This window comes from Streptomyces sp. NPDC033178 (assembly GCF_055577685.1).
Window position 1 is genome coordinate 81,361 of the sequence record NZ_JBVIPT010000015.1, and the last position, 17,082, is coordinate 98,442.

Sequence of the window (17,082 nt, forward strand, 5' to 3'; positions counted from 1 at the left end):
CTCGGAAAGCACTCCTACGACGAACTCCCCTTCTGGCCCCTGCTGTTCAACAACGTCACCCTGCGCCTGCTCGGCAGCGACGACTTCCCCGCCGCGGCCAAACGGCAGGCCGCCCGCGACCTCACCGCGGCAGCCGCGGCCGGTGCCCTCACCGTCGACATCGCTGACGTCCACCCGCTCCAGGACATCGCCAAGGCCCACGACCGGGTCGACGCGGGCGGCCGCCGCCGGGTGCTGCTCACGGTCACCGGCTGACGAGCGAGCCGACGATCGGCGCGCGGAGGACGAGCAGTTTGACCTCGGTCGTACTTGACCACACGTCCCGGCACGGGGAGCCACAGCAAGCTCGGGCTGCTCTCCGTCGTACGGCACCAGCAGCTCACCTCCTGACACCGTCAGTGGCCGACGTCGTGGTCGCCCGCTTCGACGAGGCCGCTCTCGTAGGCGAAGATCACGATCTGGATCCGGTCGCGCAGCCCCAGTTTGGTGAGGATGCTCGACACATGTGATTTGACGGTGGCGGCGCCGATGGACAGCTGCTCGGCGATCTCCGCGTTGCTCGCGCCCCGGGCGACGGCGGTCATGATCTCGCCCTCTCGGCCGGTGAGCCGTTCCAGGCGGGCCGCGGCGACGGTGTTGACGCGGCGCTGGGTGAACCGGTCGATGAAACGCCGGGTGATCGAGGGGGCCAGCAATGTCCCGCCCTCGGCCACGGTGCGTACGGCGGTGGCCAGTTGCTCGGGAGGAATGTCCTTGAGCACGAAGGCGCTGGCGCCGGACCGCAGCGCCTCGTAGACGTACTCGTCCGGGTCGAAGGTGGTCAGGATCAGCACCCGGGTCTCCCAGTCGGCCTCCTGAAGGATCCGGGAGGTCGCTTCGAGGCCGTCCATCTCCGGCATGCGGATGTCCATGAGGATCACGTCCGGGCGATGCAGGCGTACGGCCTCGATCGCCTCGATACCGGTCCCCGCCTCGGCCACGACCTCGATGTCGTGGTGGACCCGGAGAATCATGGCGAAGCCGCGGCGTACCAGCGCCTGGTCGTCGGCGACGACGACGCGGATGCTCACGTGGGCTCCCCCTTGGTGGGCAGATGGGCGGTGAGCCGGAAGCCGCCGCCGGGACGCTGCTGCGCGTCGAGGCTTCCGCCGAGCAGGAGGGCACGTTCCCGCATGCCGACGATGCCGTGGCCGGGCAGGCCCTCGTGCGCGGCCGACACGGAGCGGACGGCGGTGCCGCGGCCGTCGTCGAGGACCTCGATGGTGATGCCGTCTCCTTCGGCGCGCAGGCGCACCTCGGTGCGGGTCTGCGGTCCGCTGTGCTTGAGCACGTTGGTCAGTGCCTCCTGGACGATGCGGTACGCGGAGAGATCCACGCGGGCCGGGAGGGGATGTCGGATGCCGCCGGTGACCGAGACGTCAAGACCCGCCTCCCGGACCTCGGTCACCAGGCGGGGCAGGTCGGCCAGACCCGGCTGAGGGCCCAGTCCGTCGCGCTCGGCGTTCGGCCGCAACACTCCCAGCAGGTGCCGCAGTTCGTCCAGCGCCTGGCGTCCCGCTTCCTCCACCGCCGCCATCGCCTCCAGGGCGCCCTGCGGATCCTCGGCGGCCACCATCCGGGCGGCACCGGCCTGCACCGTCATCATGCTCACCCGGTGGGCGACCACGTCGTGCAGTTCACGGGCGATGTGGGTGCGCTCCTCGGCCACGATCCGCCGTGCCTCGGCGGCCTGTTCCTGGCGGATCCTGGCAGCGCGCCCGGCTCGAAGCCGCAGGCGTCTGCCGAGATACCAGGCCCCGAACATGAAGACGTAGCCGAAGCCGATGTCCTCCCAGGGGGTGGAAAGGAGGATGCCGTCGATCGTGAGCGCGGCGATGGCCGCGCCGACACCGAGAGCGCCCCACCGGTTGTCGTCGTCGTGCCGTCCGACGCTGTAAAGCGCGACGATCACCATCCCGCCCAGAGTGGAGTAGCTGCTTCCCAGCATCGGGAGCCACGCGACGAGTGCCACGCACAGGACCAGGACCGGCCTGAGCCGACGCAGGTAGAGCGCCGCGCCGACCATGGTGAAGAGCAGGAGGGCGGGCCCGAAGATTTGGGTGACCGGGCGGACGACGAGGGAGTCCCCCGGCCCCTCTTCCAGGAGCGCGGTCAGCAGGAACATCACGGTTGCGAGGACGGCGTCCGCGCCCCGCGGCCAGCGCGTGAACGGGCCGCGGAACCTGCCCGGCGCCCTGCGGCCGGGGCCAGGGCCGGGGCCGGGCGTCTCGGCATGCGGAGCCGTGCGGATCATCGTCGCTCCATCAAGAGGCGGCCGGTGCCTTGGCCGGGAGACGTCCCATGGCCTGGCGCAGGCACCGCGACGCGCCGGGCAAGCCATCGTAAGTCCAGCTCCGAGGCACCGTCACCCGCCTGCGGGCGGATGCGGTCCTCCGTCCCCCGGCGGAGACGTGGGCCCGGATTTCCCGTCGCGGGTGGGGGCGTCCAACCCCCCTGACGGCGGGAGACGGCACCGGCGTCTGCGCCCACGATGGAACCGCTCGAACACCTCCTGCCGCCGCGCACCGACCGGTGCCGCCGAACGGCAGCTGTCCCGCACGAGCCCAACCGACCGGTACCACCGGACGACAGCCACCCCGCACGAGCCCAGCCGACATGTGCCGCCGGACGGCGGCCGTCTCCAGGAGTTGCAGCCATGAATCGACTCACGCGCCGTATCGGCGACGCGAGTGCCCGCCGACCGTGGGTGACCATCGCGGCCTGGGTGGCCGCCCTGGCGCTCGTACTGCCTCTTGCCGGGCTGGTCGGCGGCTCGTTCGTCGACGACCTCGTGGCTCCCGGCAGCCAGAGCGAGGAGGCGATGGAACTGCTCGAGGAACGCTTCCCGGAAGCGTCCGGCGGCAGCGCCGTCGCCGTCTTCGCCGTGCCGGAAGGGCAGCGGATCGATCGCCACCGGCCGGCTGTCGAGGCGGCCGTCGGCCGCGTCGCCGGGGTGGAGCACGTCGCCACGGTCACCGATCCCTTCACGGCGGGCTCGGTCTCGCCCGACGGACGGATCGGCTACGTCCAGGTCGCCTTCGACGTACCGCCGATGGAGGTGCGTCCCGAGCAGATCGACGCCCTGAACGACGCGATCGAGCCCGTACGCGGCGACGGTGTCGTCGCCGAACTCGGGGGCGACGCGGTGTTCATCAACGCCGAGACGCCGACCTCGGGCGCGGAGGCAGCGGGCCTGCTGAGCGCGCTGGTCATCCTTGTGGTGGCGTTCGGCACGATCGTGGCCGCGCTGGTCCCGATCGCACTCGCCCTGGTCGCCGTCGCCGCAGGCCTGGGCAGCATCGTGCTGCTGGCCCATGCGACGGACGTGTCCACCGCCGCGCCCACGATCGGCGCGATGATCGGCTTGGGCGTCGGTATCGACTACGCGCTGTTCATCGTGGCGCGCTGCCGCGAGAACCGCGCGACCGGCCAGGACAACTCCACCGCGCTGTCGAACGCCATGAGTTCGTCCGGCGCGGCCGTCCTGTTCGCCGGCGGCACCGTCGTCGTGGCGATGAGCGCGCTCGCGCTGACCGGCCTGGGCTTTCTGACCTCGATCGGCCTGAGCACCTCACTGGTCGTGCTGTTCGCCGTGGCGACCGCCCTGACGTTGCTGCCCGCCCTGCTGTCCCTGTTGGGCGACCGCATCCACAAGGAGCGGCGGAGCCGTCGTATGCGCCGCGTCAAGGAGTCGGATGGCCCCGAGAAGACGGCATGGTGGCGGTTCGCGCACCGCGTCTCCGGCCGGCCGTGGCCGTACCTGCTGGCCGGGTCCGCCGTGCTGGTGGCGCTGGCGATCCCGGCGCTTCGCATGGAGACAGGTTTCCCCGACGCGGGTAACGACGCGACCAGCACCACCCATCGCCGCGCCTACGACCTGTTGGCGGAGGGCTTCGGTCCCGGCTTCAATGCCCCGCTGCTCATGGTCGCCGACCTGCGCGCCCCCGGGGTGGACGCCGAGGGCATCCCCGAGTTGTCCCGGCGCGTGGCCGACGATCCCGGCATCGCGTCGCTCGGCGAGCCCCTCTTCTCCGCGGCCGGGGACACGGTCGTACTGCCCGTGCTGCCCACCACCGCCCCCGCGGACGCCGCGACCTCCGACACCCTCGAACGCGTCCGCGGCATCATCCCCGACAATGTCGCCGTCTCGGGCCTGACCGCCATGACCGACGATCTCACCCGTCAACTCGCCGACACCCTGCCGGTGTTCATCGCCGCGATCATCGTGGTGTCGTTCCTACTGCTGATGCTGGTGTTCCGCTCCGTCGCGGTACCGCTGAAGGCCGCCGTGATGAACCTGCTGTCCATCGGCGGCGCGTACGGCGTCGTGGTCGCCGTCTTCCAATGGGGCTGGCTGGGAGGGCTGTTCAACCTCCACGAGACCCTGCCGATCGCCTCGCCCCTGCCGACGATCTTCTTCGCGGTCCTCTTCGGACTGTCCATGGACTACGAGGTGTTCCTGCTCTCGCGCGTCCGCGAGGAGTACGACGCCACGGGTGACCCCACCGAGTCGGTGGCACGCGGTATGGCGGTCACGGGCCGCGTGATCACCTCCGCCGCACTGATCATGACGGTGGTCTTCCTCAGCTTCGTCGCCAACCCCTCGCCACTCGTCAAGATGATGGGCCTGGGGCTGGCCACGGCCATCGTGCTCGACGCCACGATCGTCCGCATGGTGCTGGTGCCCGCGGCCATGGCACTGCTGGGCCACGCCGCCTGGTGGCTGCCCCGGCCGCTCGACCGGCGGCTGCCCCGCATCGCCGTGGAGAGCGTGGAGACCGGGGAGACCGGGGAGAGCGGGGAGAGCGGGGAGAGCGGGGAGAGCGGGGAGAGCGGGGAGAGCGGGGAGAGCGACGACGTCCCGCCTCCGCCCGAGCCCACGTCGGCCCCCACTGCCCGGATCAGCTGAAGCCACGGGCGCACACGCGCCGGTCCACGCCTGCGAAGCGGTCTGATTCGGTGTGATTCGGTCTGAAGTGGTCTGCCTCACAACCTGTCACAAGGTCCGGTCGGGCGGCGTCTTGAGGCCGAACCCACTGCGAACGAGGGAGAGACCATGGCTGAGAACACTGATGTGGTCGTGATCGGCGGCGGATACGCCGGCGTCATGGCGGCCAATCGCCTGACGCAGCGCGACGACGTGACCGTGACTCTGGTCAACCCGCGCCCGGTCTTCGTTCACCGGATCCGCCTGCACCAAGTGGTGGGCGGGTCCCACGACGTGGTCGTCGACTACCGAGAGGTCCTCGCCGAGAGCGTCGGTCTGGTGGTCGACACCGTGGCACGGATCGACGCGGCCGAGCACAGCGTGGCGTTGGCGGCCGGCGGCGCCGTCGGCTACGACTACCTGATCTACGCGGTGGGCAGCGGCAGCGCCGACCCGAGCGTGCCCGGAGCGGCCGAGTTCGCCTACCCGATCGCCGGCCTGGAGGAGGCGCAGCGACTGCGGTCGGTCCTCGACGACGCGCCCGCGACGGCCGCGGTGACGGTGGTCGGAGCCGGTGCGCTCGGCATCGAGGCCGCCGCCGAGCTGGCGGAGGCCGGACGCACCGTGACCCTGGTGTGCGGCGAGGTGCTCGGGCCGTATCTGCATCCCCGCGTTCGGCGCTCGATTGCCAAGCAGCTGGCCAAGCTCGGTGTGATGGTGCTCGAAGGCCCCGACGCGAAGGTGACCGCCGTGACGCGCGATGCCGTACAGCTCAGTGGCGGCCGCGAGCTGCCGAGCGCGGCGACCGTCTGGACCGCCGGATTCGGCGTGCCGGACCTGGCCGTGCGCAGCGGGCTGAGCACCGATGCCCTGGGCCGCCTGCTCACGGACGAGACGTTGACGAGCGTGGACGACGCGCGGATCGTCGCGGCCGGGGACTCGGCGGCACCGTCGGACATGCCGCTGCGGATGAGCTGCCAGGCCGCGGGTCCGCTGGGCGCCCACGCCGCCGACACGGTGCTCAGCCGGATCGCGGGTGAGCAACCCGCGTCCGTCGAGGTGGGGTTCTTCGGCCTGTGCGTCAGCCTTGGGCGCCGAGCCGCCACCGTACAGCTCGCCTCCAAGGACGACACCGCGAACAGGTTCTCCATCAGTGGCCGCCTTGCCGTGAAGATCAAGGAGAGCAGCTACAAGGGCTTGCTGAAGCATCTGGCGGACGAGGCGCGCAAGCCCGGTTCGCACACCTGGCCCTTCAAGGACGACAAGCGCCGACGACTGCTGCGGGCCAAGCGCGACGAGGCACCGGCCCTGCTGACAGCGCATCGTCTTACGGACTCGTGACGTGGTGCGCGCGGCCCGGGGGTGCGACCGGTGTGCCGTCCTAACGTGGGCGCATGCGAGTACTGGTCACCGGCGGTGCCGGGTTCATCGGGTCCCATGTCGTCGAGGCGCTTCGGGCGCGCGGGCACGAGCCCGTCGTGTTCGACGTACGTGATGATCCTGACGCCGACGTCCGGGCCCCGGTGGCGGTTGCCCGCGCCCTGGCCGGTGTGGACGCCGTGTGTCATCAGGCGGCGATGGTCGGTCTGGGTACCGGATTCGCCGACGCGGCGGAGTACGTCTCCCGCAACGACCTCGGCACCGCCGTACTGCTCACGGCCATGGCCGAGAAGGGCGTACGACGGCTGGTGCTGGCCGGCTCGATGGTGGTCTACGGGGAGGGCAGGTACACGTGCGCGCGGCACGGGGTGGTGCGGCCCGGGCCCCGGGACGTCAGCGACCTGGCGGCCGGGCGTTTCGAGCCGCGGTGCCCGGTGTGCGGGCAGGAGTTGGCACCGGGGCTGGTCGGGGAGGACGCTCCGGCGGACCCACGCAACGTGTACGCCACCACCAAGCTCGCCCAGGAAAATCTGGCCGCCGCGTGGGCGCGCTCGACGGGTGGGTCGGCGGTGTCGTTGCGCTACCACAACGTGTACGGGCCCCGGATGCCCAAGGACACGCCGTACGCCGGAGTCGCCTCCTTCTTCCGTTCGGCGCTCGCCCGGGGTGAGGCCCCGCGTGTGTTCGAGGACGGCCGGCAGCGGCGGGACTTCGTGCACGTACGGGACGTGGCGACGGCCAACGCGACGGCGCTGGAGGCGGATTCGGCCGCAGGAGCGCTCACCGCGTACAACACCGGCAGCGGTGAGCCGCACACGGTCGGCGAGATGGCGGGGGCACTGGCGGCGGCGGACGGCGGGCCCGAGCCGGTCGTGACCGGCGAGTACCGGCTGGGCGACGTGCGGCACATCACCGCCGACTCCTCCCGGCTGCGGGCGGAGCTGGGGTGGAAGCCGGAGGTCGGTTTCGCGGAGGGTATGCGGGAGTTCGCGCGGGCCGGGATGCGTGGCGCGTAGCGCCCCTTGGACCGGTGGTGCTGCCCGCTTCAGGAAGCGGCCGCGGGCAGCACCACCTCGAAGCGGCAACCACCGGGAATGTTGCGTACGGTGGCCCGGCCCTGGTGGGCCTCCACGATGCCGCGGACGATGGCCAGGCCGAGGCCGGCCCCGGCGGGTGGGGTACGGGCGTGGGTGCCACGCCAGCCGGTGTCGAAGACGCGGGGCAGGTCCTCCTCGGGGATGCCGCCGCAGCCGTCCGTCACGGACAACACCACGCCGTCGGGCAGGCGTTCGGCGGCCACCATGACGGTGCCGTCCGCGGGGGTGCGCCGGATCGCGTTGACCAGGAGGTTGCCCAGCACACGGCTCATCTCCTTGCCGTCCACCTCCACCGGCAGGGGCTCGACACGGTCCCCGACGAGGCGCACCCCGTGTTCGCGGGCCAGCGGATACACCCCGGCGAGGGCATCGCCGACCAGGTCGTAGACGGACATCCGGGAGAGCGACAGAGCCAGGCTGCCGGCGTGGATGCGGGAGAGTTCGAAGAGGTCGCCGACCATGTCGTTGAGGCGTTCGACCTCGGTGCGGATCTGCTTCAGATAGCGGTCCGGGTCGGCGGCGACACCGTCCTCCAGCGCCTCGGCCATCGCACGCAGACCCGCGAGCGGGGTGCGCAGGTCGTGCGAGATCCAGGCGACGAGTTCACGGCGAGAGGCTTCCAGTGCACGCTCGCGCTGCCTGGATTCGGCGAGCTTCGCGCTGGTGGTCTGCAACTCGCGGCTGAGCGCGGCCAGTTCGGCGGTGGCCGCGCCGTGGGGTGCCGTGAAGTCGCCGTCGTCGCCGAAGGAGCGGGCGGCGAGGGCGAGTTCGCGGCTGGTGGCGACCACCCAGCGGCCCAGCAGCAGGGCGGCGGCCAGGGAGACGACGGCCGCCATCGCGACCACCGTCGTCACCACGGACAGGTCGTGTGCGGACAGGAACATCGCCTGCGCCACGGCCAGGGTGCCCGCGAGCATCGCGGTCACGGCAACGGCGGCCACCACGGTGAGGGAGGTGGTCAGTGAGCGGCGGCGCAGCATCCACAGCGTTCCCGCGCCGAGGAGCCCGGCCGCACCGGCGCCGAGGAAGGCGTACAGAGCGATGAGGAGGGTGTCGCGCATGATCACTCCTCGCCCTGACCGGAAAAGCCGGAAGAGCCGGAAGAGCCGGGGGAGCCGGAAGGACCAGAGGGACCTGCGGGGCCTGAGGGGCCAGAGGGGCCTGCGGGATCCGCGGGATCCGCGGGATCGAATCGGTAGCCGACGCCCCACACCGTCTGGATCAGGCGGGGCCTGGCGGGATCGTCCTCGACCTTGTTGCGCAGCCGTCGGACGTGGACCGTGACGGTCGAGAGGTCGCCGAAGTCCCAGCCCCACACCTCCCGCATCAGGTCCTCGCGGCTGTACGCCCGGCCCGGATGACGCAGGAAGAAGGCGAGCAGGTCGAACTCGCGCAGGGTGAGGGCGAGTTCGCCGCCGTTCTTGGTGGCGCGGCGCGCGGCCGGGTCGACGGTGAGTCCGGCCGCGCTGTGGGAACGCGTGCCCGCGACGGGCCGCGTGCGGCGCAGGACCGACTCCACCCGCAGCACCAGCTCCCGAGGGCTGAACGGCTTGGTCACGTAGTCGTCCGCCCCCACCTCAAGACCGAGGATGCGGTCGTCCTCGTCACCGCGGGCGGTGAGCATGATGACCGGCACGGGGCCGCGGCCGCGCAGCCGGCGGCACACCTCCAGGCCGTCCATGCCGGGCAGCATCAGATCGAGTACCACCAGGTCCGGCCAGTGCGCGGCGGCGCCGGCGAGGGCGGTCGGCCCGTCCTCGGCCCGGTCCACCAGGTACCCGGCGCGATCCAGGTAGCCCGAGACGACCTCGGCGACCGTGGGGTCGTCGTCGACGACGAGGACGCGTGCCGTCCCGGTCCGCCTGTCGGCGGAGGCGCCCGCCACCGACTCGTACGGTTGCTGTTCCATACGCCCAGCCTCGCACCGCATGCCTTCGAGCGTCGCTCTCAAAGTGGCCCACCGGCCCTGACGTCCGTGTTTCGTAAGGAGCCGAAGCCCGATATGTGCGTTTCGCGTTCGTAGGGTGAGAGCCGTGATGACCTCTTCCACACCCGAGGACGTCGATGTCGTCCTCCCCTGTCTGAACGAAGCCGAGGCACTGCCCTGGGTACTCGCCCGCATTCCACCTGGCTGGCGTGCCCTTGTCGTGGACAACGGCTCCACCGACGGCTCGGCGGACCTCGCCCGGGAACTGGGCGCCACCGTCGTCCACGAACCGCGCCGCGGCTTCGGCGCCGCCTGCCATGCGGGACTGACCGCGGCCATGGCCGGCATCGTGTGCTTCTGCGACTGCGATGCCTCGCTGGACCCCGGCCTGCTCGTGCCGTTCGTGGACGAAGTCCGGGGCGGTGAGGCCGACTTGGTCCTCGGGCGGCGTCGGCCGCGGGGCCGGGGCGCCTGGCCCGTGCACGCCCGGGCAGGCAATCTCGCCCTCGCGCTGATGCTGCGCCGCCGCACCGGTCTGCGCCTGCACGACCTCGGTCCGCTGCGTGCCGCCCGCCGGCAGGCGCTGCTCGCCCTGGACCTGACCGACCGGCGCAGCGGCTACCCGCTGGAGATGGTCGTGCGGGCCGCCGACGCGGGCTGGCACGTCGCCGAGCACGACGTCCCGTATCTGCCGCGGTCCGGCGCCTCGAAGGTGACCGGGACCTGGCGCGGCACCTGGCAGGCGGTACGGGACATGAGCCGCGTCCTGGCCGAGCGACCCCTCGTACCCACGGCGGCCACGGCCCAGGCCCAGGCAAAAGGAGGATTCCGCCGGTGACCACCCTGCTCGTCATCGCCAAGGAACCGCGCCCGGGACGGGTGAAGACCCGACTCACCCCGCCGTTCACACCCGAGGAGGCGGCGACGCTCGCCGAAGCGGCCCTCACCGACACCCTTCGCGCGGTGGCCGCGACACCCGCCCGACGCCGGGTCCTGGTCCTCGACGGGCAGCCCGGGCCCTGGCTGCCGCCCGGCTTCGATGTCGTACCGCAGTGTGCGGGCGGCCTCGACGAGCGGCTGGCCGCGGCCTTCGCCGGCTGCGACGGACCGGCCCTGCTGATCGGGATGGACACACCCCAGGTCACCCCTGGCCTGCTCACTGCGGACTTCGACGGGTACGACGCCTGTTTCGGCCCGGCCGAGGACGGCGGTTTCTGGGCGCTCGGACTGGCTGAGCCGGACCCCGCGTTGCTGCGCGGGGTTCCGATGTCGACACCCGTCACCGGCGCCGTGCAGCGTGCCCGGCTCGTCGCCGCCGGCCTGCGGGTGCGCGATCTGCCGCGTCTGCGGGACGTGGACACGTCCGCCGACGCCGAGGCGGTCGCCGCCCTGGCGCCGCACGGCTGCTTCGCCGCGGAATTGGCCCGGCTGCGGACGGCCGGCCGCCGATGAGCACGGCGCATGAGGTGACGGCGCGGGATCCCGGCGGGCACAGCTGGTCGGCCGACCCCTACGCCGACGCCCTCCGGGCCGGCCGGGGACCGCTCTTCCTGCGCCGTGGCGACGGCTGGCTGTTGCCGCTGGACGTCGAGCGGTGGTGTGCGCGGGCCGACGCCGTGGACCGGCAGGTCCTGGACCGGTGCGAGGGGGCTGTCCTCGACGTCGGCTGCGGGCCCGGAAGGCTGGTCACGGAACTCGCCGCCCGGGGCCGGACCGCGCTCGGCATCGACGTCAGTGAGGCCGCCGTCGCCCACACCCTGGGCCTCGGCGGGCCCGCCCTGTGGCGCTCGGTCTTCGCACCACTGCCGGGCGAGGGCCGTTGGAACACCGCCCTGCTCCTGGACGACAACCTCGGCATCGGCGGCGACCCACGCGCCCTGCTGCGCAGAGTGGCCCAACTACTGGTGCCCGGCGGCCTGTTGATCGCCGAGACGGCCCCCGTGGACGTGGACGAGCGCGCCGACGTCCGTATCGTGCGCGGCACCGAAACCCAGGGGGCCACCGGTGCCGCGTTCCCCTGGGCTCGGCTCGGCACCCGGGCGCTGCTGCGGTACGCCCGCCCGCTGGGCTGGCACGCCGTGGATCAGTGGTCGGCCGGTGGCCGCTGCTTCGTCTCCCTGCGCAGCCGCAGCACCAGCAGCAAGGCGGAACCGCCGAACAGTACGGCGGTGATCAGCAGCCAGCGGGCGAGGAAGCCGTCCGCGGACAGGCCGGTGCCGGACTCGTAGCCGTCCGCGACCCGGCCGCTGATCAACGGGAACCACACGAGCAGCAGAAGCCCGGAGAAGGCCGCCGGCACCCGGACGTACAGGGTCCAGGTCCGGCGGCCGACGGTACCGAGCACTCCGGTGACGGCCCGGTCCACGGCCGCGTACACAGGCAGAAACACCAGGTCGTGCAGCACGGCCGCGCCCACGAACCACAGCGTCACCCCGAGCCAGTCGTCGGACAGCAGACGCACACCCGCGTATCCGGCGAGGGCGAACGAGCAGGCCAGGAGCAGCAGTTGCAGCGGGCTGCCGAGCGGAGGGAACGCTCTGCGCATCACAGGTCTCCGAACGTCATCCGGGCCACCCACTTGGTGTTGAGCACACCGGGCGCCGCGGGCATGATGATCCGGGCCGGGTAGCCGTGATCGGGGGTGAGCGGCTCGCCGTTGACGTCCAGGGCGAGCAGGGAGCGCGGGTCACGCACCTGGTTGGACCGCAGGGCGGCCTTGCGGAAGGCGCCATGTCGCTGGAGGGACTCCACCATCACGTCGGGGGCCACGTCCGCGTCGTACCCGACGAGGACGGCGAGTTCCCGCAGCCGTACACCCCGCCACCACTGGTCGCCGGTGGACCAGCCCTCCACGCAGGCGATGGGCAACGCCGAGCTGTGCAGCGGCAGTTCGAGCAGTTCGGCACGGCTGAGCCGGACGGTCCCGGAGGGCCCGGTGAGGACCAGCCGCCACACGTCCGCGCGCGTCTCGGCGGCTGTGATCCCCCGGGACGAGGCCGTCTTGTTGATCTGGAAGCCGCCGGGACCGCTGCCCGGATCGGCGCCACCGTGCGGCGCCAGGAGTGCGGTGCGCCGCAGCGGACCGTCGAAGTTCTGTCCCACCGTGGTCCCGAACAACAGCAGCGAACCGCCGCCGACGAACCACAGCGCGCCACGCCGGGACACGGTGGGCTCGGCCGGCCGCGGGGAGACCAGCGGGAAGTCCGGCTCCCCGCCCGCCTCCTCCTCAGGGCCCTTCCCCGCCCGCATGCGACGCACATTGCGTACGGCGGCGGGGGCCCGGAGCACCACGTGCACCAGGAACGCGGCGAAGAACACCCAGGCACCGTAGAAGTGCAGCGGATAGAAGGAGCCGGGGAAGAGGTAGTCCAGCTGGACGTTGAGTACACCCGTCACGAACTCGAACAGCACTCCGCCGACGAGGAGCAGCAGGGAGATCCGCTCCAGGGCGTGCGCGAGCGACCGGGCCGGTGGCAGGGCGAACAGCTTCGGCACCACCGACCACAACTTGGCCAGCAGGACGGGCACGAGCGTGATGCCGAGCGTGACATGGACGCCCTGGGTGAGCCGGTACAGCCAGTACGGATGCGTCGGCCAGGCGAAGAGGTAGAAGCCGAGCAGTCCCTTGTCCGGGGTCTTGTCGTTGACCGGCGCGAGGTCCGGGTTGTACGCGGCGTACGACAGCAGCCCCGTCACGAACAGCACGGTGATCCCGCCGAGCAGCACGAGACCGAGCACGGAGGTGAACCACGGACCGCGTACGGTACTGCGCCAGAAACCGGGGGACGTGGGCGAGGTGGGTGGGGTGCGAAGCCGTGACATGCGCCGACCGTAGGCCGCTGCGACTGCGGAAAGGGCCCTTCGACACATGACGAAACGCTGACGTCCGCACGCGCAATGGCCTCGGCGCGGTCCCCGCGGCCTAACGTTCCCCCGTGACCCGTGATCTTCTCCGAGACCTGTACGCGACAGCGGCCGCCGCGCTGTTCGTCGTGGCGGCCGCGCTGGTCGGCACCGCGATCGAGCGGGAGCACGGCACCCTGCACGTCGGGTGGCCTCCCCTGTACGCCAACTGGGGCCCCCACGTCGGCCCCGGCACCCCTGCGGCGCTCGTCGTCGCGGTCGGCGTCGTGGCATATGGCCCGCGAGTGGCCGCCCGGCTGCCGTGGCGCGCGCTGCTTGGCGCCGCATGGGGCACGGCCATGGCGTGGACGTCGTCACTGGCGCTGATCGACGGCTGGCAGCGCGGTATCGCGGTCCGGCTCACGACCAAGTACGAGTACCTGCAGGTCATCGACCGCTTCCAGGACATCCCCACGACGCTGCGGGACTTCACCGGCCACATCCTGCTCCACTCCCCCGACCACTGGCCCCCGCATGTGGCGGGCCACCCTCCGGCGGCGACGGTCACGTTCGTCCTGCTCGACCGGATCGGACTCGGCGGCGGAGGCTGGGCCGGAGCCTTCTGCATCACTGTCGGTGCGTCGGCGTGCGTGGCGGTACTGCTCGCCGTGCGGGCGCTCGCGGACGAGGCGCTCGCGCGCCGGGCGGCGCCGTTCCTGGTGATGGCGCCGGCCGCGGTGTGGATGGGGACGTCCGCGGACGGCTACTTCGCGGCGGTCGCCGCCTGGACGATCGCGTTCCTCGCCCTCGCGGTCACCGGACACCGGCCACGGCTCACCGGTTTCGCCGCCGGCCTCCTCTTCGGCCTCACCTGCTATCTCTCCTACGGGCTCACCCTCTTCGCCGTGATCGCGGGCGCCGTCCTGCTGCTCGGCCCTCGACGAACCCGGCCCCTGCCCTACGCCCTCGCCGGGGTCGCCGTCGTCCCGGTCGTGTTCACCCTCGCGGGCTTCAACTGGTGGGAGGCGTATCGGCTGCTCGTCGAGCGCTACTACCAGGGAGCCGGCGGCATCCGGCCCTACGGCTACTGGGTGTGGGCCAACCTCGCCTGCACGGTCCTGATCGTGGGCCCGGCAACGGTGGCGGGCCTGCGACGCACCGGCGCCGCGCTCCTTGAGGCCCCGACACGGCTCAGGTCACGCTCTTCCCTCGGCGCCCCTCCGCCCGGGCGGACACCCGACCGCCACGGCGCTTCCGCGCGGGTCGGCTCGGCGCTGCGGCGATGGGTCCGGCCCTGGGCAGGCCTGCCCGGCACCTCCGCCGAACTCCGCCTCGCCGTGCTGGTCGCCGCCGCATTCGCCGCTCTGCTCATCGCCGACCTGTCCGGGATGAGCAAAGCGGAGACCGAACGCATCTGGCTGCCGTTCGCCATGTGGCTACTGGCCTCGTGCGCGCTCCTGCCCCGCCCCCGCACCTGGCTCGCGGCACAGGCCGCGCTCGCCCTGCTTCTCAACCACCTGCTCCTGACCGGCTGGTGACGCGCCTTTCAGCGTGCTGCCCGCACCGCGCACAACACGGCCCGCGCCATGCCTCGGCCCCGGCACCCTGTACCGGCACTCTCCGAGCAGGGACGACCTGATCCTGGCGGTGGTCCACGAGGGCCTGACCGACCTGCACCGGCTCGGCGTCGAACTGCTCGACGAGACGGACCCGCTGAAGGCGGTCAACCACTGGCTGGACGCCTACATCGAGCAGTGCAGCGTCTTCGACGGCCTGGCCCAGACCCTCGCTCGTACACCGGCTCACGAGAGCGGCAACTGCCGGCTTGCCATCGATGCCGGCACGGCACTCGTCCGCCGCGCCGCCGGGGCCGGCGCACTGCGTGCGGACATCGACGCCGACGACGTACGGCATCTGGCCGGCGCCATAGCCTGGGTCAGCGGGCAGTTGCCGCCCGACCCACACCGGCGGACCCGGCTGTTGCAGATGATGCTCGACGGGATGCGCCCCCGCTGACAGAAGAGCCTGGGCGCCGAGCCACAGCCAACCGGGCATGAGGTCGTCAGAGCCTGTCCACCGGTTCCCGGCCGCCGCGGAGGATGCCCCTCCTTGCCCCTCGTTCAACTCCTTTGTGCGTCCACACCGTTGACGCTCCCCCTCCCCCTCACTACCTTCCGAGAGCGCTCTCATGTTCGTTTCCACAGCCCCGGCCTTCGCTCGCATCCGTGTCGTCCTCGAAGGAACGAGACGGATCCCACGGCAAGGCTCAGGGGCGTTGCCCTGACAGAGAGGCCCCATGACTCTCCTTCCGAGACTCCGAATCCCCAGACGATCGGCCGCGACCCTCGCGCTGGCCCTGCTCACGTCCCTCGCCCCACAGTCCGCGTCCGCCGCCGACACGACCCCCGCCACGGCAACCTCAGCCGCAGCCACCATCTGCAACAGGTACTGCGACGCCCGTGACCCCGCCCTCTCCCCGAGCGACCGGACTCCCGTCATGGCGGCCGTCCACGGGCGGTCGATCGCCCTGCACTTCGACGACACCGACGCGATGGGCTGGGCGTCCATCGGCAACGGCAACCCGGGCGACGAGGTCTGGCTCGACCGCTCCTTCGACGGCGGCCGCACCTGGAGTTCGGACAGCAGGCTCGGCGACACGACCGTCCCGGCAGGTCAACGCGGCTGGCGCACACTCATGTACAACGTGGACGACTGGAACAACCACGGTGTCGGCGCCCTGCGCGCCTGCGGCAAGGCCGGGGACCGCACCGAGATCGCGTGCACCCCGTGGGCCCGCACGACGTGGAACGCCGGCAACCGGCGCACCGCGGCGGCCACCGGGCTGATGACCTTCTACAACTACGGAACCGGCCTGTTCGACACCACCGGCTGGTGGAACTCGGCCAACGCCCTCAACGCCCTCGTCGACAACATCCGGGTGACGGGCATGAACAGTTACTCGTACGCGATCTCCCGCACGTACGACCTCAACCTGAACGCGAAGGACGGGCAGTTCCGCAACGAGTACATCGACGACACCGGCTGGTGGGGGCTCGCCTGGGTCGCCGCGTACGACCTGACGGGCGACGGCCGCTATCTCGACACCGCCCGCGCCGACGCCGACCACATGGCGGCGTACTGGGACGGCACCTGCGGCGGCGGAGTGTGGTGGAGCACGGCGAAGACGTACAAGAACGCCATCGCCAACTCCCTCTACATCCAGCTCAGCGCCGCCCTGCACAACCGCATCCCGGGCGACTCGACGTACCTGAACCGGGCCCGCGCCGGCTGGTCCTGGTTCCAGGGCACAGGCATGATCAACGGCTCGAACCTGGTCAACGACGGAGTCGACCTGTCCACCTGCCGCAACAACGGCCAGGCCGTCTGGTCGTACAACCAGGGTGTCCTGCTCGGCGCTCTCACCGAGCTCAACAGGGCGACCGGCGACGGCCAACTCCTCGCCCGCGCACGGCAGATCGCCGATGCCGCGACCACGACGTCCTCGCTCCACACCGCCGACGGCATCCTGCGCGACCCGTGCGAGAGCGGCGACTGCGGCGGCGACGGGCCGTCCTTCAAGGGTGCGCACGTGCGCGGTCTGGGCAAGCTCAACTCCGCGCTGCCGGACCATCCGTACACCGCCTACCTGCAACGCCAGGCGGACCGTGCCCATACGAGCGACCGGAACGCCCTCGACCAGTACGGACTGCGCTGGTTCGGCCCGGTCGACAAGCTGGACGCGGCGCGGCAGCAGAGCGCCCTCGACCTGTTCAACGCGGCGCCATGAAGCGGGAGTTCAGCGAACGCCCGACAACGTTGTCTGCCTTTGGTCTGGACAATTGGCCGGGTGAATGCTGTGGTGTTCGTGC

Annotated in this window: 14 protein-coding genes and 1 pseudogene; 10 read left to right on the plus strand and 5 right to left on the minus strand. The window is 71.7% G+C overall.

The features are described 5' to 3' along the window. Window positions 1–21: 21 nt before the first annotated feature. A pseudogene (locus ACZ5VQ_RS32655) lies at window positions 22–255 on the plus strand (NADPH:quinone reductase); the annotation flags it as partial. A 140-nt stretch (window positions 256–395) separates the two neighbouring features. On the opposite strand, the gene ACZ5VQ_RS32660 reads toward ACZ5VQ_RS32655, so the two are convergent. Both ACZ5VQ_RS32660 and ACZ5VQ_RS32665 read right to left on the minus strand, forming a co-directional pair. Further along, on the minus strand, window positions 396–1,070 hold the full coding sequence (locus ACZ5VQ_RS32660; protein ID WP_200400947.1) for a response regulator transcription factor: 675 nt from the start codon (window positions 1,068–1,070) through the stop codon (window positions 396–398). After that, window positions 1,067–2,293 (minus strand): sensor histidine kinase, encoded by a 1,227-nt coding sequence (locus ACZ5VQ_RS32665; RefSeq protein ID WP_469108078.1) that lies wholly within the window; start codon window positions 2,291–2,293, stop codon window positions 1,067–1,069. Before ACZ5VQ_RS32665 ends, ACZ5VQ_RS32660 begins: the two co-directional genes overlap by 4 nt. A 402-nt stretch (window positions 2,294–2,695) precedes the next feature. On the opposite strand from ACZ5VQ_RS32665, the gene ACZ5VQ_RS32670 reads away from it, so the two are divergent. From ACZ5VQ_RS32670 to ACZ5VQ_RS32680, 3 genes are all read left to right on the plus strand, one after another. Continuing rightward, window positions 2,696–4,948 carry an MMPL family transporter gene (locus ACZ5VQ_RS32670; RefSeq protein ID WP_469108079.1) on the plus strand — a complete coding sequence of 751 codons (2,253 nt, stop codon included), beginning with the start codon at window positions 2,696–2,698 and terminating at the stop codon, window positions 4,946–4,948. Between the two features lie 147 nt (window positions 4,949–5,095). After that, complete coding sequence (locus ACZ5VQ_RS32675) at window positions 5,096–6,307, plus strand: NAD(P)/FAD-dependent oxidoreductase (RefSeq protein WP_469108080.1); 1,212 nt, start codon at window positions 5,096–5,098, stop codon at window positions 6,305–6,307. Between the two features lie 53 nt (window positions 6,308–6,360). Next, window positions 6,361–7,362, plus strand: coding sequence for an NAD-dependent epimerase/dehydratase family protein (locus ACZ5VQ_RS32680; RefSeq protein WP_469108081.1), 1,002 nt, complete (start codon window positions 6,361–6,363; stop codon window positions 7,360–7,362). A gap of 29 nt (window positions 7,363–7,391) precedes the next feature. On the opposite strand, the gene ACZ5VQ_RS32685 is transcribed toward ACZ5VQ_RS32680, so the two are convergent. Beyond that, on the minus strand, window positions 7,392–8,504 hold the full coding sequence (locus ACZ5VQ_RS32685) for a sensor histidine kinase (protein ID WP_469108082.1): 1,113 nt from the start codon (window positions 8,502–8,504) through the stop codon (window positions 7,392–7,394). A gap of 2 nt (window positions 8,505–8,506) precedes the next feature. Then, a complete protein-coding gene (locus tag ACZ5VQ_RS32690) occupies window positions 8,507–9,352 on the minus strand; it encodes a response regulator transcription factor (protein ID WP_469108083.1) in 846 nt (281 codons plus the stop codon). A 127-nt stretch (window positions 9,353–9,479) separates the two neighbouring features. Between ACZ5VQ_RS32690 and ACZ5VQ_RS32695 the strand changes: the two genes are divergently transcribed. The 3 genes from ACZ5VQ_RS32695 to ACZ5VQ_RS32705 are packed head-to-tail and all read left to right on the plus strand — an operon-like array spanning window position 9,480 to window position 11,598. After that, window positions 9,480–10,208, plus strand: a complete 729-nt coding sequence (locus tag ACZ5VQ_RS32695; RefSeq protein ID WP_469108084.1) for a glycosyltransferase family 2 protein — start codon at window positions 9,480–9,482, stop codon at window positions 10,206–10,208. Further along, on the plus strand, window positions 10,205–10,822 hold the full coding sequence (locus ACZ5VQ_RS32700; protein WP_469108085.1) for a TIGR04282 family arsenosugar biosynthesis glycosyltransferase: 618 nt from the start codon (window positions 10,205–10,207) through the stop codon (window positions 10,820–10,822). Before ACZ5VQ_RS32695 ends, ACZ5VQ_RS32700 begins: the two co-directional genes overlap by 4 nt. Then, window positions 10,819–11,598, plus strand: a complete 780-nt coding sequence (locus ACZ5VQ_RS32705; protein ID WP_469108086.1) for a class I SAM-dependent methyltransferase — start codon at window positions 10,819–10,821, stop codon at window positions 11,596–11,598. Before ACZ5VQ_RS32700 ends, ACZ5VQ_RS32705 begins: the two co-directional genes overlap by 4 nt. Before the next feature lie 316 nt (window positions 11,599–11,914). Here the strand turns inward: ACZ5VQ_RS32705 and ACZ5VQ_RS32710 are convergent, their stop codons facing one another. Next, window positions 11,915–13,192, minus strand: coding sequence for a molybdopterin-dependent oxidoreductase (locus ACZ5VQ_RS32710; RefSeq protein ID WP_469108087.1), 1,278 nt, complete (start codon window positions 13,190–13,192; stop codon window positions 11,915–11,917). A 113-nt stretch (window positions 13,193–13,305) separates the two neighbouring features. Here ACZ5VQ_RS32710 and ACZ5VQ_RS32715 point away from each other — a divergent pair, with 113 nt between their 5' ends. The 3 genes from ACZ5VQ_RS32715 to ACZ5VQ_RS32725 all read left to right on the plus strand — a co-directional run bounded on the left by ACZ5VQ_RS32715 (window position 13,306) and on the right by ACZ5VQ_RS32725 (window position 17,000). Further along, complete coding sequence (locus tag ACZ5VQ_RS32715; RefSeq protein ID WP_469108088.1) at window positions 13,306–14,751, plus strand: hypothetical protein; 1,446 nt, start codon at window positions 13,306–13,308, stop codon at window positions 14,749–14,751. Between the two features lie 13 nt (window positions 14,752–14,764). Further along, the gene (locus tag ACZ5VQ_RS32720) at window positions 14,765–15,229 is read left to right on the plus strand and encodes a TetR/AcrR family transcriptional regulator (RefSeq protein ID WP_469108089.1); all 465 of its coding nucleotides are present in this window, start codon (window positions 14,765–14,767) and stop codon (window positions 15,227–15,229) included. Between the two features lie 280 nt (window positions 15,230–15,509). Continuing rightward, window positions 15,510–17,000: a glycoside hydrolase family 76 protein gene (locus tag ACZ5VQ_RS32725; RefSeq protein ID WP_469108090.1), complete on the plus strand. Its 1,491-nt coding sequence runs from the start codon at window positions 15,510–15,512 to the stop codon at window positions 16,998–17,000. Window positions 17,001–17,082: the final 82 nt, after the last annotated feature.

Bases quoted from the DNA above. Each gene is read 5' to 3' on its own strand.
- ACZ5VQ_RS32665 (WP_469108078.1), bottom strand. From the start codon at position 2,293: ATGATCCGCACGGCTCCGCATGCCGAGACGCCCGGCCCCGGCCCTGGC.
- ACZ5VQ_RS32670 (WP_469108079.1), top strand. From the start codon at position 2,696: ATGAATCGACTCACGCGCCGTATCGGCGACGCGAGTGCCCGCCGACCG.
- ACZ5VQ_RS32675 (WP_469108080.1), top strand. From the start codon at position 5,096: ATGGCTGAGAACACTGATGTGGTCGTGATCGGCGGCGGATACGCCGGC.
- ACZ5VQ_RS32680 (WP_469108081.1), top strand. From the start codon at position 6,361: ATGCGAGTACTGGTCACCGGCGGTGCCGGGTTCATCGGGTCCCATGTC.
- ACZ5VQ_RS32685 (WP_469108082.1), bottom strand. From the start codon at position 8,504: ATGCGCGACACCCTCCTCATCGCTCTGTACGCCTTCCTCGGCGCCGGT.
- ACZ5VQ_RS32690 (WP_469108083.1), bottom strand. From the start codon at position 9,352: ATGGAACAGCAACCGTACGAGTCGGTGGCGGGCGCCTCCGCCGACAGG.
- ACZ5VQ_RS32695 (WP_469108084.1), top strand. From the start codon at position 9,480: ATGACCTCTTCCACACCCGAGGACGTCGATGTCGTCCTCCCCTGTCTG.
- ACZ5VQ_RS32705 (WP_469108086.1), top strand. From the start codon at position 10,819: ATGAGCACGGCGCATGAGGTGACGGCGCGGGATCCCGGCGGGCACAGC.
- ACZ5VQ_RS32710 (WP_469108087.1), bottom strand. From the start codon at position 13,192: ATGTCACGGCTTCGCACCCCACCCACCTCGCCCACGTCCCCCGGTTTC.
- ACZ5VQ_RS32725 (WP_469108090.1), top strand. From the start codon at position 15,510: ATGACTCTCCTTCCGAGACTCCGAATCCCCAGACGATCGGCCGCGACC.